16 protein-coding genes are annotated in these 14,309 nt (G+C 61.8%); 9 read left to right on the forward strand and 7 right to left on the reverse strand.

The window, feature by feature from the left end; translation table 11 throughout:
• Positions 1 to 63 precede the first annotated feature (63 nt).
• Entirely contained in the window at positions 64 to 1,248 is a 1,185-nt protein-coding gene (gene desA / locus FIV35_RS26280) for a delta-9 fatty acid desaturase DesA (RefSeq protein ID WP_034136443.1), read from the reverse strand.
• Between the two features lie 166 nt (positions 1,249 to 1,414).
• On the opposite strand from desA, the gene dibA reads away from it, so the two are divergent.
• The 6 genes from dibA (at position 1,415) to FIV35_RS26310 (ending at position 7,532) form a co-directional block, all read left to right on the forward strand.
• Complete coding sequence (gene dibA, locus FIV35_RS26285; RefSeq protein ID WP_034136444.1) at positions 1,415 to 3,328, forward strand: phosphodiesterase DibA; 1,914 nt, start codon at positions 1,415 to 1,417, stop codon at positions 3,326 to 3,328.
• Between the two features lie 184 nt (positions 3,329 to 3,512).
• The gene (oscA, locus tag FIV35_RS26290) at positions 3,513 to 3,695 is read left to right on the forward strand and encodes a sulfur starvation response protein OscA (RefSeq protein ID WP_007941032.1); all 183 of its coding nucleotides are present in this window, start codon (positions 3,513 to 3,515) and stop codon (positions 3,693 to 3,695) included.
• A 64-nt stretch (positions 3,696 to 3,759) separates the two neighbouring features.
• Positions 3,760 to 4,770 (forward strand): sulfate ABC transporter substrate-binding protein, encoded by a 1,011-nt coding sequence (locus FIV35_RS26295; protein WP_034136445.1) that lies wholly within the window; start codon positions 3,760 to 3,762, stop codon positions 4,768 to 4,770.
• A gap of 76 nt (positions 4,771 to 4,846) precedes the next feature.
• Positions 4,847 to 5,665, forward strand: coding sequence for a sulfate ABC transporter permease subunit CysT (gene cysT / locus FIV35_RS26300; protein ID WP_034095311.1), 819 nt, complete (start codon positions 4,847 to 4,849; stop codon positions 5,663 to 5,665).
• Between the two features lie 13 nt (positions 5,666 to 5,678).
• A complete protein-coding gene (gene cysW / locus FIV35_RS26305) occupies positions 5,679 to 6,548 on the forward strand; it encodes a sulfate ABC transporter permease subunit CysW (RefSeq protein ID WP_034136446.1) in 870 nt (289 codons plus the stop codon).
• 3 nt (positions 6,549 to 6,551) lie between these two features.
• Positions 6,552 to 7,532: a sulfate/molybdate ABC transporter ATP-binding protein gene (locus tag FIV35_RS26310; RefSeq protein ID WP_034095313.1), complete on the forward strand. Its 981-nt coding sequence runs from the start codon at positions 6,552 to 6,554 to the stop codon at positions 7,530 to 7,532.
• Between the two features lie 79 nt (positions 7,533 to 7,611).
• On the opposite strand, the gene FIV35_RS26315 is transcribed toward FIV35_RS26310, so the two are convergent.
• Positions 7,612 to 8,139 (reverse strand): Mpo1 family 2-hydroxy fatty acid dioxygenase, encoded by a 528-nt coding sequence (locus tag FIV35_RS26315; RefSeq protein ID WP_034136447.1) that lies wholly within the window; start codon positions 8,137 to 8,139, stop codon positions 7,612 to 7,614.
• An 83-nt stretch (positions 8,140 to 8,222) separates the two neighbouring features.
• Between FIV35_RS26315 and FIV35_RS26320 the strand changes: the two genes are divergently transcribed.
• Positions 8,223 to 8,909 carry a Crp/Fnr family transcriptional regulator gene (locus FIV35_RS26320; RefSeq protein WP_034136448.1) on the forward strand — a complete coding sequence of 229 codons (687 nt, stop codon included), beginning with the start codon at positions 8,223 to 8,225 and terminating at the stop codon, positions 8,907 to 8,909.
• A gap of 1 nt (position 8,910) precedes the next feature.
• On the opposite strand, the gene uraH is transcribed toward FIV35_RS26320, so the two are convergent.
• Together uraH and FIV35_RS26330 are read right to left on the reverse strand one after the other, a co-directional pair.
• The gene (gene uraH, locus FIV35_RS26325; protein WP_034095316.1) at positions 8,911 to 9,321 is read right to left on the reverse strand and encodes a hydroxyisourate hydrolase; all 411 of its coding nucleotides are present in this window, start codon (positions 9,319 to 9,321) and stop codon (positions 8,911 to 8,913) included.
• 23 nt (positions 9,322 to 9,344) lie between these two features.
• Positions 9,345 to 9,818 carry a GlcG/HbpS family heme-binding protein gene (locus FIV35_RS26330; RefSeq protein WP_034095317.1) on the reverse strand — a complete coding sequence of 158 codons (474 nt, stop codon included), beginning with the start codon at positions 9,816 to 9,818 and terminating at the stop codon, positions 9,345 to 9,347.
• 100 nt (positions 9,819 to 9,918) lie between these two features.
• Between FIV35_RS26330 and FIV35_RS26335 the strand changes: the two genes are divergently transcribed.
• Positions 9,919 to 10,284 carry a response regulator transcription factor gene (locus tag FIV35_RS26335; protein ID WP_034095318.1) on the forward strand — a complete coding sequence of 122 codons (366 nt, stop codon included), beginning with the start codon at positions 9,919 to 9,921 and terminating at the stop codon, positions 10,282 to 10,284.
• On the opposite strand, the gene FIV35_RS26340 is transcribed toward FIV35_RS26335, so the two are convergent.
• Complete coding sequence (locus tag FIV35_RS26340; protein WP_034095319.1) at positions 10,281 to 11,285, reverse strand: AraC family transcriptional regulator; 1,005 nt, start codon at positions 11,283 to 11,285, stop codon at positions 10,281 to 10,283. The two genes, FIV35_RS26335 and FIV35_RS26340, sit on opposite strands and share 4 nt — an antisense overlap.
• Before the next feature lie 101 nt (positions 11,286 to 11,386).
• On the opposite strand from FIV35_RS26340, the gene FIV35_RS26345 reads away from it, so the two are divergent.
• Complete coding sequence (locus FIV35_RS26345) at positions 11,387 to 12,466, forward strand: fatty acid desaturase (protein WP_034136449.1); 1,080 nt, start codon at positions 11,387 to 11,389, stop codon at positions 12,464 to 12,466.
• Positions 12,467 to 12,509: 43 nt separating this feature from the next.
• Here FIV35_RS26345 and FIV35_RS26350 read toward each other — a convergent pair whose 3' ends face one another.
• Positions 12,510 to 12,971 carry an HIT family protein gene (locus FIV35_RS26350; protein ID WP_034136450.1) on the reverse strand — a complete coding sequence of 154 codons (462 nt, stop codon included), beginning with the start codon at positions 12,969 to 12,971 and terminating at the stop codon, positions 12,510 to 12,512.
• 73 nt (positions 12,972 to 13,044) lie between these two features.
• Positions 13,045 to 14,241, reverse strand: a complete 1,197-nt coding sequence (locus FIV35_RS26355) for a CynX/NimT family MFS transporter (RefSeq protein ID WP_034136451.1) — start codon at positions 14,239 to 14,241, stop codon at positions 13,045 to 13,047.
• Positions 14,242 to 14,309 lie beyond the last annotated feature (68 nt).

Here is a 14,309-nt window from a genome sequence, read left to right on the forward strand (position 1 = left end):
GCGGTGCCCGGTAAATGACGCCAAAAACAGGTCGCGTGGGAGGGCGAGCCCTCCCACGCAGGGTCACACGGCGGCAGGGCGCAGCGAGTAGGTTTTCAACTGGTGGGCAAAATCCCGCAGGGATTGGATGCCGCTGGCTTCGGCTTCGTGGACCCATTCCTTGATGGCTGCCAGCATGTCGTGACCATTGGCGCTGGTCTTGACCCAGATCTGTTGCAGCGCCAGACGCTTCTCGTAGATCACCTTCAGCGCCTGGCTGTGTTCCAGCATGCTTTGGATGCGCAAGTGATGACGATCATCCAGCAGGCTGGTTTCCCGCGACAGCAGGCGCTTGGCCCGATGGAATTGGTGCCGCACCGAGTGATCGACTTTTTCCAGCTCCTGTTTGACCAGCGGGCCAATCACCAACTTGCGGTACTGGGCCATGATCTGGAAGCGGTTGTTGAGGATCGCCATGGCGGTATCCATGTCCAAATGGCCTTTGCCCTCCACGCGATGGGCAATCGGCGCCACGCGCTGCACCTTGGCCAGGCGCAGGAAGCTGAACACCTTGATCCACGCCCAACCCAGGTCGAACTCCCATTTCTTCACCGACAACTTGGCGGAGTTCGGGTAGGTGTGGTGATTGTTGTGCAGTTCTTCACCGCCGACGATGATGCCCCACGGCACCAGGTTGGTGGCCGCGTCGCGGCATTCGAAGTTGCGATAGCCCACGGCATGGCCCAGGCCGTTGATCACGCCGGCGGCCCAGAACGGGATCCACATCATCTGGATTGCCCAGATGGTGATGCCGATGGTGCCGAACAGCAGCAGATCGATCACGCCCAGGATCGCCACGCCCAGCAGTGGGTAGGGGGTGTAGAGGTTGCGTTCGAGCCAGTCGTCCGGGCAGTTCTTGCCGTAGATACGCAGGGTTTCGGGGTTCTCCGCCTCGGCGCGGTAGAGTTCGGCACCTTTGCGCAGGACGGTAGACAGGCCCTTGATCACCGGGCTGTGGGGGTCGTCGACGGTTTCGCATTTGGCGTGGTGTTTGCGGTGGATGGCGGTCCACTCGCGGGTGTTCTGCGCCGTGGTCAGCCACAGCCAGAAGCGGAAGAAGTGTTTAAGCCCGGCATTGAGCTCCAGGGAGCGATGGGCGGAATAGCGGTGCAGATAGACGGTGACCGCAATGATGGTCACGTGGGTCATCAACAGAGTGACTGCCACCAGTTGCCAGGCCGACAAGTCAAGAAAACCGTTGTACCACATAGGCTGTATGGCCCTCAGATAAAGAAAAGAACAGCTCACGCATTATCACTAAGCCTACAGAGAAAACCAGCCGCCCTTTCAGATAAGACTTACTGGATGTTTCTTATTCTATAATCCGCAGCCTTCGTGGGGCGATTCTGTTTTTTGGGTAAGGATTACTGAACCTATGCTGCTTTCATACCGAGGTGCCCTGCGCGCGGGGCTGGTATATCTGCTGGTTTCCGTCTTATGGATCGGGCTCACGCAGCGTGTATTGATCGAGTTCTTCGATAACCCCAGCGACATGAGTCAATGGATGCAGGTGCGCGGCTACGTGTGGGTGGCCATTACGGCGCTGGTGATCTCCCTGATATGCGCGCACTTCGCCCGGGCTCACCTGCTGTTGCAGCCGACCAAGGAGCACCGCGAGCGCCTGCGCCAGGCTGCCGCCGTGTTCGATTGCACCCGCGAGGGCGTGCTGGTCACGGATGCCCAGGGCCTGATCGTGCACGTCAACCGCGCGTTTATGGAGATCACCGGATACCGGCGCGACGACGTGATGGGGCAACAGCCGAGTTTGTTCAAGTCCGGGCGCCATTCGTCGCTTTTTTACCAACAGATGTTCCAGGCCTTGGAGCGCACGGGCGAATGGAGCGGTGAAATCTGGAATCGGCGCAAAAGCGGCGAAATCTACCCGCAATGGCAAACCATCCGGGTGATTCACGATGATCATGGCCACATCAGCCATTACGTCGCGGTGTTTTCCGATATCAGCGCCATCAAGAACTCCGAGCACGAGCTGGCTCACTTGGCGCACCACGACCCCCTGACCGACCTGCCCAATCGTCTGCTATTCACCGACCGCACCGAACAGGCGCTGGCCTCGGCGCAAATCCACAAACGTGGTTGCGCTTTGCTGTTGCTCGACCTGGATCACTTCAAAATCATCAATGACAGCCTCGGCCATAACGTCGGCGACCAATTGCTCAAACTGGTCGCCGAGCGGCTCCAGAGCCTGTTCGGCCCCGGCGTGACCCTGGCGCGGCTGGGCGGGGATGAATTCGCGGTGCTGGCGGAAAGTTGTCCACAGGTGGTGCAGGCCGCGGCATTGGCTCAGCGCATGCTCGATGTGATGAAGCAACCGTTCATCTTTGACGGCCATCAGTTGTTTGTCAGTGCCAGCATCGGTATCAGTTTGTTCCCCAACGACGCCCTCAGCGCCGAACAATTGTTGCGCAACGCCGATTCCGCGCTGTTCAAAGCCAAGGGCGTCGGTCGCGAAAGCTACGCGCTGTACACCGAGGAACTCACGGCCCATGCACAGAACCGCGTGGAGGTGGCCAGCGAGCTGCGTCGCGCCCTCGAACAGCAGGAACTGCGGGTGTATTACCAACCGGTGCACGCCCTGACGGGCAGCCGCCTGGTGGGCTTGGAAGCGTTGGTACGTTGGCAGCACCCGGAGCGCGGCCTGGTACCGCCCATCGAATTTATCCCGATTGCCGAACGCACTGGCCTGATCGCAGAGATCGACGCCTGGGTCATGGACCAAGCCTGCCGCCAGATGTGCCAATGGCTGGCCGACGGCGTAAGGCTGAGCTTTGTCGCCGTCAACGTGTCCAGCCGCCTGTTCGCCCGGCGCGAGCTGTACGAGCAAGTCGCCCAGGTGCTGCATGACACCGGTTTGGACCCGGCATTCCTGGAACTGGAAGTCACCGAAAGCGCGGTGATGGACGACCCCGAGGCGGCCCTGGAACAGCTGCATCGCCTGCGCGAATTGGGTTTGCGCCTGGCGATCGACGACTTTGGCACCGGCTATTCCTCCCTGCTGCGCCTCAAGCGCCTGCCCGTGCAGAAGCTCAAGATCGATCAGGGGTTTGTCGCCGGGTTGCCATGGGATGAAGATGACATGGCGATCGTGCGCGTGGTCATCGCCCTGGCCAAAAGCATGGGCATGCAGGTGCAGGCCGAGGGTATCGAACAGGTGGAGCAGGCGCGGTTCCTGTTGGAGCAGGGCTGTGATCTGGGCCAAGGGTATTGGTTTGGCCGGCCGATACCCGCACATGAACTCGATTGGGATCGCGCACCCCTCATCCAAACTTGAAATACCGTCAAATGTGGGAGGGGGCTGGCTTCCTCCCACAACCTCACGCCTACCAAAAATTCTTTTTGGTTATATAAAAATTCTTAAATAGTCTTTTTAAGAATATTCACGCTTATCTACTATCGCTCTCACGCCGCAAGCAGTGCCGCCACTGCCAGGCACTATTCATTTCAGGAGCGAGACCATGAGCGCATCTCTACGTAGCGTCGACGGCCAGGACGAAGCAACCATTTTGCGTGAGATCCAGAGCGCCCTGCGCGATCTGCGTTTTGGCGCGGTGGAAATTACCGTGCACAACGCCCAGGTGGTGCAGATCGAGCGCAAGGAAAAATTCCGTCTGCAGAACCCCGGTAACAAACCGAGCTAAGCGCTGACGGCGATAGACCCGCAACCATAAGAAAAAGCCAACACCCAGAATTTCAGGAGCTTCTATGTCGTCGATTCGCCGTTATGCCCTGGCCGTCCTGGCCAGCGCCGTATTTGCCGGTTCCGCGGTTGCCAAGGATTACGAGCTGCTCAATGTCTCGTACGATCCGACCCGCGAGCTGTACCAGGATTACAACGCGGAATTCACCAGCTTCTGGAAACAGTCCCATCCCGGCGACACCGTCAAGATCCAGCAATCCCACGGCGGTTCTGGCAAGCAAGGCCGTGCGGTGATCGACGGCCTGCGCGCCGACGTGGTGACCCTGGCCCTGGCCGGCGACATCGACGAAATCGCCAAACTGGGCAAAACCCTGCCGGAAAACTGGCAGACCCGCCTGCCGGACGCCAGTACTCCGTACACCTCGACCATCGTGTTCCTGGTGCGCAAGGGCAACCCCAAAGGCATCAAGGACTGGGGCGATCTGATCAAGAAGGACGTTTCGGTGATCACGCCAAACCCGAAAACTTCCGGCGGCGCCCGCTGGAACTTCCTCGCCGCCTGGGCCTATGGCCTCAAGGCCGGCGGCAGCGAAGCCAAGGCCCAGGAATACGTGAAGGAACTGTTCAAGCACGTACCGGTGCTGGACACCGGCGCGCGCGGCTCGACCATCACTTTCGTCAACAACGGTCAGGGCGACGTGTTGCTGGCCTGGGAAAACGAAGCGTTCCTGGCGCTCAAGGAAGACGGCGGCAAAGACAAATTCGATATCGTCGTACCGTCCCTGTCGATCCTCGCCGAACCGCCGGTAGCGGTGGTGGATAAGAACGCCGAGAAGAAGGGCAACACCGAAATCGCCACCGAATACCTCAAGCACCTGTACAGCCCCGCTGGCCAGGAGATTGCGGCGAAAAACTTCTACCGTCCACGGGATGAGAAAGTCGCCGCCAAATACGCCCAGCAGTTCCCGAAGCTGGACTTGGTGACTATCGACAAAGACTTCGGCGGCTGGAAAACTGCCCAACCGAAATTCTTTAATGACGGTGGCGTGTTCGACCAGATCTACACGGCGCAGTAAGCCAGCAACAACCCGCCCACAGAGCCCGCATTCAGCTGCGGGTTTTGTGTGTCCGTTACGCTAACCAAGGACTCTTATGTCGCGTCGTATCTCCCCCGTCATACCCGGCTTCGGGCTGACGCTGGGTTACACCGTGGTGTACCTCAGCCTGATCGTACTCATCCCCCTTGCGGCGATGTTCGTTCACGCCGCTCAACTCACCTGGGATCAGTTCTGGGCCATTATTTCCGCACCCCGCGTGCTGGCGGCATTGAAGCTGAGCTTCAGCACCGCGCTGTACGCCGCGTTGATCAACGGCGTGATCGGCACGCTGCTGGCCTGGGTGCTGGTGCGCTACACCTTCCCCGGTCGCAAGATCATCGACGCGATGATCGACCTTCCATTCGCCTTGCCCACCGCCGTGGCCGGTATTGCGCTGACCGCGCTGTATACGCCGACCGGACTGGTGGGCCAGTTCGCCGCCGACCTGGGCTTCAAGATCGCCTACACGCCGTTGGGCATCACCCTGGCGCTGACCTTCGTGACTCTGCCGTTCGTGGTGCGCACGGTGCAGCCGGTACTGGCCGATATCCCGCGCGAAGTCGAAGAAGCCGCCGCCTGCCTGGGCGCCAAGCCGTTGCAGGTGTTCCGCTACATCCTCGTGCCGGCGCTGTTGCCGGCCTGGCTGACCGGTTTCGCTTTGGCGTTCGCCCGTGGCGTGGGGGAGTACGGCTCGGTGATCTTCATCGCCGGCAATATGCCGATGAAAACCGAGATCCTGCCGCTGCTGATCATGGTCAAGCTCGACCAATACGACTACCGCGGCGCCACTTCCATCGGGGTGTTGATGCTGGTGGTTTCCTTTGTGCTGCTGCTGCTGATCAACTTGCTGCAGCGGCGTATCGAACGTCCTTAAGGAGGCGCGGAACATGTCCCAATCGTCTATTTGCGCCGCGTCCTCCAACGCCGCCCGACGTGGCAGCGCAGCGTCGCGGCGCATCCTGATCGGCTTCGGCTGGCTGGTGTTCGTGCTGTTTTTGCTGCTGCCGCTGTTTATCGTGGTGTCCCAGGGCCTGAAGAACGGCCTCGGCGCGTTCTTTACCGCGATTCTGGAGCCCGATGCGCTCTCGGCGTTGAAACTCACGGTGATCGCCGTGGCCATTTCGGTGCCGCTCAACGTGGTGTTCGGCGTCAGCGCGGCGTGGTGCGTGAGCAAGTACTCGTTCCGTGGCAAAAGCATTCTGGTAACGCTGATCGACCTACCGTTCTCGGTATCGCCGGTGATTGCCGGTCTGGTGTATGTGCTGATGTTCGGCGCCCAGGGCTTCTTTGGCCCGTGGCTGCAAGAGCACGACATCCAGATCGTGTTTGCACTGCCGGGCATCGTGCTGGCGACCATCTTCGTCACCGTGCCCTTCGTGGCCCGTGAGCTGATCCCGCTGATGCAGGAGCAGGGCACTCAGGAAGAAGAAGCCGCGCGCCTGCTCGGTGCCAACGGCTGGCAGATGTTCTGGCATGTCACCGTGCCGAACATCAAATGGGGCCTGATCTACGGCGTGGTGCTCTGCACGGCGCGGGCAATGGGGGAGTTCGGCGCGGTGTCGGTGGTGTCCGGCCACATTCGCGGCGTGACCAACACCTTGCCGCTGCATGTCGAGATTCTCTACAACGAATACAACCACGTCGCCGCGTTCGCGGTGGCGAGTCTGTTGCTGGTCCTGGCGCTCTTCATCCTGCTGCTCAAGCAGTGGAGCGAGAACCGTATCAATCGCCTGCGCGCCAGTGCGGCAGAGGAATAAGTCATGTCGATCGAAGTCCGTAACGTCAGCAAGAACTTCAACGCCTTCAAGGCCCTGGACAGCATCAATCTGGATATCCAGAGTGGCGAGCTGGTGGCGTTGCTCGGCCCTTCCGGCTGCGGCAAGACCACCTTGCTGCGCATTATCGCAGGCCTGGAAACTCCGGATGACGGCAGCATCGTGTTTCACGGCGAGGACGTGTCCGGCCATGACGTGCGTGATCGCAACGTCGGTTTTGTGTTCCAGCACTACGCGCTGTTCCGCCATATGACCGTGTTCGACAACGTCGCCTTCGGCCTGCGTATGAAGCCGAAAAACCAACGGCCCAGCGAAAGTCAGATCGCGGCGAAAGTCCATGAGCTGCTGAACATGGTGCAGCTCGATTGGCTGTCCGACCGCTACCCGGAGCAACTCTCCGGCGGCCAACGCCAGCGCATCGCCCTGGCCCGCGCCCTGGCGGTGGAACCCAAAGTGCTGCTGCTGGACGAACCCTTCGGCGCCCTCGACGCCAAGGTGCGTAAAGAACTGCGCCGCTGGCTGGCGCGCTTGCATGAAGACATCAACCTCACGTCGGTTTTCGTGACCCACGACCAGGAAGAGGCCATGGAAGTCGCCGACCGTATCGTGGTGATGAACAAGGGCGTGATTGAGCAAATCGGCTCACCGGGCGAGGTGTACGAAAACCCGGCGAGTGACTTCGTGTACCACTTCCTCGGCGACTCCAATCGCCTGCACCTTGGCGAAGACCAGCACGTGCTGTTCCGCCCCCATGAAGTGTCGCTGTCGCGCCATGAACTGGAAGACCACCACGCCGCCGAAGTCCGCGATATCCGCCCGCTGGGAGCGACGACGCGAGTGACCCTGAAGGTGGAGGGCCAGCCCGAACTGATCGAAGCCGAAGTGGTGAAAGACCACGACAGCCTGATCGGCCTGGCCCGTGGCGAAACCCTGTTCTTCAAGCCCAAGGTCTGGCAAAAAACCTGAGAACCCTGCGCTACCCAATGTGAGAATGGGGCCAATGTGGGAGGGGGCAAGTCGAATCGTCGCACCGCCCCTCCCACATTCAGACCTGTCTCGGCTTTAGATTGCGGCGCGCCACGGGGCCCGAGCGTTCTTCGATCTGCCGCTTGAGCCCCTGCCGCAACCCCAGCAAAAACGCCACCTCCGCCACCACAAACAGCGGCCCCACGATCAACCCCGAAATGTCATCCACAAACGCTGGTTTCTTGCCTTCGTAATAGTGGCCGACAAACTGAATCACCCAACCCACCACAAACAGCCCGATGCCGCTGCTCAGCCACACCAGCGTGCTGTGCGCGGCGAGTGTGTGCCCGGCCCACACCGATAAGCCCATCAGCGCGCTCATCAACACGCCGAGCGCCAGTTCCAGACGCAGGTAAAACCACGCCGATAGCAGCGCCACGATAAGCGCCGGAGATATCCACAGGCTGCCGATAGCCCAGGTGGGGCGCGACAGCAGCACGGCGACGGCGATGACGATCAACGGGATGCCGACAAAATGGCTGGCGATATTGCGCGGGTCGCGGTGGTAGGCGGCGTATTGACTGAGGTGGTCGACGAGGCTTTTCATTGTTGTTCCTCCTGTAGGATGTTTGATCATGCCCTGTCGGACCACGCCTGACTGTCAGCTGGGCGACAATCTTCGGAGCGCTCATGAACCCAGAGAACTGGCACCGCCAATTGGTCACCGGCCACTGGTTCAGCCATTTACCGGACGATTTTCAGCGTAGCCTGCTGGCGGCCGCTCGGTTGCGCACGTTGGCGGCGGGACAGTTGCTGTTCAAGCGCGGCGATCCGCCCTGTGGCCTGTATGCCGTGCTCGACGGCGCGGTGCGCATCAGCGCGGTCAATGCCCAAGGCAAGGAAGCGGTTTTGAGCCTGGTGGAAACCCCTTACTGGTTCGGCGAAATCTGCCTGTTCGACGGCCTGCCGCGCACCCATGATGCGCTGGCCATGGGGCCGTGCACGTTACTGCAGGTGCCGCAGGCAGCGATGCTCGCGCTGCTTGAGCGCCAGCCGGCGTACTGGCGGGAAGTGGCCCTGTTGATGAGCCATAAACTGCGGCTGTCGTTGATCAATATCGAACAGATGAGCCTGATGCCCGCGTCGGCGCGTCTGGCCCATCGGTTGCTGATGATTGCCGAAGGCTACGGCGAAATCGAACAGGCACGTCGCGTGCTGCAACTGCCCCAGGAAGACCTGGCGGCGATGTTGGGCCTGTCGCGCCAGACCATCAACAGCTTGCTCAAGAGCCTGGAGCAGCAGGGCATTATTGGCTTGAGTTACGGCGCAATCGAAGTGCTCGACCTGCCTGGCCTGCGGCGTGCCGCAGGCGCGTGAACTAGGAACCGCGATAGGTGGAGAACCCGTACGGGCTGAGCAGCAGCGGAATGTGGTAGTGCTGGTCGGCCTGCTTGACCTGGAAAATCACCGGCACTTCCGGGAAGAACGTCTCGCGGTTGGCTTTTTTGTAATAGTCGCCGGTCTTGAAGACCACGCGGTACTCGCCGGGCGTCAGGCTGCGGTCGGCGGGGAACAGTTCGGCAATGCGCCCTTGCTGGTTGGTCACGCCCTCGGACAGCGCTTGCCAGTGATCGCCCACCTGCTGTTCCAGGGTGACGCTGACGCCCGCCGACGGCAGGCCGTTTTCCAGGTTGAGAACGTGCACGCTCAGCGGGTTGCCGGCGGCCAGGGCCAGGTTGCACAGGCCGCTCAGGCTGAGGGCGGCGAGGGTCATGCTCAGGGTTTTCATGGGGAGGTCCTTTCGAGGGTTAATCACAGAGAAGTTTTCAGGCCCAGTTGCTCGGCGGCCTGGACGGCACAGGCTTCGTCCTGCGCCGCGCCACCAGCACCGGCGATACCCAGCGCGCCGACCAGTTCGGCGTCGGCAAACAACGGCACGCCGCCACCGAGCAACAGCAATTCGGGCAAGGTGTTAAGGTTGGCCGCTTCCGGGTTGTTGCGGGCGCGCTCGGCAAATAGCCGGGTGGCGGTTTTGCTCGACAGCGCGGTGTAGGCCTTGCGTTGGCTGGCGAGGCTGTTGTGCGGCCCCACAGCGTCGGCGCGCAGGGCCACCAGCAAATTGCCGCCGCGATCGAGCACGGTCAGCGCGGCGTTGCAGTGAGCCAGGCTGGCATCGGCCAATTGGCGGGCGGTACGCAGATCCAAATCGGCATGGCGTGGCAATTGCGGCGCCGCTTGGGCGGCGCCGGTCAGGGCCAGGCTCAGAAACAAAGCAGTGCGATACATGGTGAAAGCTCCGTTGAACAGGCCACCACGGTAGCCAGTGAACGGGGTCAGAAGCCGCACAATTGGATGACAGGTTTGTCATTAAACCCAGAGGTAAGGCATGCAGGTGTTGTTAGTGGAAGACCAGCCGCAGCTGGCGCAACGCATGGCCCAAGGCTTGAGCGAGGCGGGTTTCGCCGTAGAAGTCGCGGCCAACGGCATGGCCGCGCAGCGCTTTGTGGAAAGCAGCGTATACGACCTGGTGATCCTGGACGTGATGTTGCCGGGCCTGAACGCCTGGACGCTGCAGCAGGCGATCCGACAGCAGGGCGACACGCCGCTGTTGTTCTTGACCACACCGGGCGGGATCGAAGATCGCCTGCGCGGGTTGGAACTGCATGAGGACGACTACCTGCTCAAGCCCTTTGATGACAAGGCTCTGGTCGCGCGGGTCAAGAAGCTGTTGCGGCGCGAGCGTGGGCGCTAACCCAGGCCTTCTCTGAACTGCCCCGGCGTCATCCCCGTCCAGCGCTTGAAGGCGCGGTTGAAGCTGCTGGTATCGGCAAACCCCAACAAATGGCTGATCTCGGCCAACGAACACTGCGGATCGCGCAGGTGCTGCAACGCCAGGTTCTGCCGGCATTGGTTGAGCAGCGCATCGAACCGACAGCCTTCATCCGCCAGGTGCCGTTGCAGGCTGCGCAGGCTCAGGTGCAGGGCCTGGGCAACGCGTTCGGCGCTGGGCTCGCCGTCCGGTAATTGCGCTTCGATAACCGCCCGCACCTTGCGCTCCCAGGTCAGCGGTTGCAGTTGGGCGAGGGTGCGTTTGAGCACGGTTTCGTTGTGTTCGGCCAGCTCCGGGTTGGCGTCGTCCAGGTGGCTGTCGAAGTCGCGCGCGGCGAATTCCAGGCGGTCTTCGTCGGCGGCGAAAAATACCGGCGCGCGGAACACCGTTTGCCACGGCGTAGGGTCGGCCGGCGGCGGGCGGCGCAGGTACACGGCCAACGGCGCGTAATCCCGACCCAGGCGATTGCGGCAGGTGCGCACGTAAATCGCCGCGAACGCATCGATGGCCTCCAACGCTGGCGCCGGGCTGCCCGGTGGTTGCAGCAGGCGAAACCGATAGCGCTCACCATCGCCGCTCAACTCCAGGGTCAAGGCGTCACTGACCACCGGGTGGTAACGCACGATACGTTCGAACACCTCGCGCAAACTGCCGCTGGCCACCAGCGCATAGCCCAACGCATGAAACGTGGTGGGGCTGACAAACCGCGACACCCGCAGACCGATCGCCGGATCGCCGCTGGCCTGCACCGCCAATTCCCACAGGCGCGTGGTGGCCGACAGCGGGTAGCGCGCGTTTGGGTCTTCCATCAACTGCGGATCGAGCCCGGCCTCGCGGCATAGCGCGGCGCTGTCCAGGCCCAAGGCATCGAGCTGCTTGCGCAAGGCGCGGGTCCAGCTGGCGAGGGAGGTGGGTTCGGTCATGGCGATTGGCGTGTGCGGTCAACAGGTTGGCGTGTGGGGCTAGCGTCCTGCGCAAGCGCCTGGTGCAGGATGTAAACCTCGATAAACAAGAGGATGGGAGCATGGACGGTACTTCTGCAAGTCCCCAATCGCTGAATGCACAACAACGTTCGGCGCACATTCGCGAAGTCGTACTCGCCGAAGGTGTGCGCTTGCGCCAGCAACACCCCTGGCTGCTGCATCAGGACGCGCTGGGCGCGGGCATCCTGGCCTTTGCGTTGCTGGGCATGCTCGGCTCGGCGGCGCTCTACATTACCGGGCATATGGCCTGGTGGGCGTGCCTGCTGCTTAACGCATTTTTCGCGTCACTGACCCATGAGCTGGAACATGACCTGATTCACAGCATGTATTTTCGCAAGCAACGTGTGCCGCATAACCTGATGATGGCCCTGGTGTGGCTGGCGCGGCCGAGCACCATCAACCCATGGATTCGCCGCCATTTGCACCTCAATCATCACAAGGTTTCCGGCACCGAGGCCGACATGGAGGAACGCGCAATCACCAACGGCGAACCGTGGGGCCTGGCGCGCCTGTTGATGGTGGGCGATAACGTGATGTCGGCGTTTATCCGCATGCTGCGGGCCAAGACCTGGAGCCATAAATTCAAGATCCTCAAGCGCGCGCTGCTGGTCTACGCGCCGCTGGCGCTGCTGCATTGGGGCGCGTGGTACGTGTTTCTCGGGTTCCACGCCGCCAACGGCGTCGCCAGCCTGCTCGGCGCGCCCATCGAATGGTCGGCGGGCACCTTGCAGATGATGCACGTGATCGACATCGCCGCCGTGGTGATCATCGGGCCCAATGTGCTGCGCACGTTCTGCCTGCACTTTGTCAGCTCCAACATGCACTACTACGGCGATGTGGAACCGGGCAATGTGATCCAGCAAACCCAAGTGCTAAACCCGTGGTGGATGTGGCCGTTGCAGGCGTTCTGCTTCAACTTTGGCAGCACCCACGGGATTCATCATTTTGTGGTGAAGGAACCGTTCTATATCCGCCAGATGACGGCCAAGGTGGCGCATAAGGTCATGGCGGAGATGGGCGTGCGCTTCAATGATTTCGGCACATTTGCGCGGGCCAATCGGCTGGAGCCCATGGCAGCGCCCAATGCTTGCCTCAACCCGGCGGAAACGGCGCTGCGCTGAGGTGCGGCAGCGGGTTGAGGTTGCGCGTCAGGCCGCCCCGTACTCAGTCGTTGACGGCACGGATGTGGGCGGCCAGCTCGGCCAACGCCGAATCGTCGGCCCGGGCGCAGTCATGGGATGAGACATAGCCCTCATAGCGATCAAAAAACTTATCCATGCGAGAGCTGATTTTTTTGAAAGCGCTGTCCTCGCCCGTTCCGTGCATCGGGAACAGCTTGGCGTGCAAATGATCGACGCCATAACCCTCCAGAATCATGCCGGTCCTCGCCACACCCGCGAGCGCCCGGTCAATCAGCAGTGCGGTCTTCTTGGCCGCAACCACTAATTCGCACAGCACCTCGTCCGACTGGGCAAACCCATAGCTGCCGTAATGCGCTTTGGGAATCACCACACTGAACCCTGGGGTGTTGGGAAAGATGGAGAGGAAAGCCATGTGGCTCTGGTCTTCCCATAACAGGTGGGCAGGGGCGGTGCCGCGGGCGATGTTGCAGAAGATACAGTCCATCAGACGACGTCCTCGTTTTCGTCAAAGGGGCGGGTGGAATTCAGTGGTGCAAATCTGACATGGGTGTGTGTCGCTAGTGTGTAAAGCGCTGGCCGGGCGCCACGACGGCCAGTTCGATGCGATAGCTCGCCGGGCTGAATACCCGCGTCACGACCAGCATCGCCAACACTGTCACGGTCAGCACCCACCAGGCACTGACGAAGTCGCCAGTAAGCTGGCGCAGCCAACCGGTCATCCACGGTGAAATGGCGTTGATCAAAAAACCCACGCCTTGCACGAAGGCCGCCAGTTGCCCGGCATGGCGTGGGTCGCGGTGGTGGTCGAGGGTCAGCAGCAGGCTCAGGGCAAAGCAGGCGCCCAGGCCGAAGCCGCACAGGGCCACCCACAGGTGGGGATAGTCCAGCGGCGCGAAGATCAGGCCGAGGTAACCCACGGTTTGCGCCAGCAGGCTAATGACCAGCAACGGACGACGATCGACACCGCGTTGCGCCAGCACCGGCATCAGCAGCGCGGCGATCACTTGAAAAATGGTCATGTACGCCAGCAGCGAGCCGCTGGGCAGCACGCCCCAGCCCAGTTGCTGGTAATAAGCCGGTAGCCAGGCCACCAGGCTCATGTAGCCGCAGTTCACCAGGCCGAAATACAACGCCAGCAACCACGCGCGCCGATTGCGCAGGCCTTCCAGCGCCGGCGGCACTTGCGGGTTACGCGCCGCGCCCAACGGCAGCCAGGCCCACAACAGCAACGCGCCGAGTGCCGGCAACAGCCAGACCCCGAGCCCGGCCTGCCACTGCGCAAAGTGCGTCGCCACCACCGGGCTGAGCAACGCCGCCAGCCCGCCGCCGGCCATCAGCGACGCCGAGTACACCCCCATCGCCACCGGCACGCGATGACGAAACTCGCGCTTGATCATCGCCGGCACCAACGCCTGGATCAGCGCCACACCGGCCCCGCCGAGCAATGCCGTGACCAGCAGCGCCGACGCCTGCCCCATCAACCAGCGCGCCAGGCAGGCCAACAGGATCATCATCAGCCCCAGGGCGATGCCACGCCGCTCACCCAGGCGCGCTTCCACCCGCACGCCGATCAGCGCCACCAGGCCCATGCACACCACCGGCAGGCTGGTCAGCAGGGCGCTGCTCTGGAAACTCAAGCCCGTGGCCTGGCGGATTTCGCCCAGCAGCGGGCTGATGGAGCTGAGGATTGGTCGCAGGTTCAGGCCCAGCACCAGCAATAGTGCCCAGCCGGCGAGGGATTTGTTCAGGGTCATGCAGGCCGCTCCGGGCACGATGGGAGGTGAAGTATGGGCAGCCCTAAGGGTATTCTGAAATTAAATAT

Origin of the sequence: Pseudomonas rhodesiae (assembly GCF_007858255.1) — a bacterium.
GTDB lineage: Bacteria > Pseudomonadota > Gammaproteobacteria > Pseudomonadales > Pseudomonadaceae > Aquipseudomonas > Aquipseudomonas rhodesiae.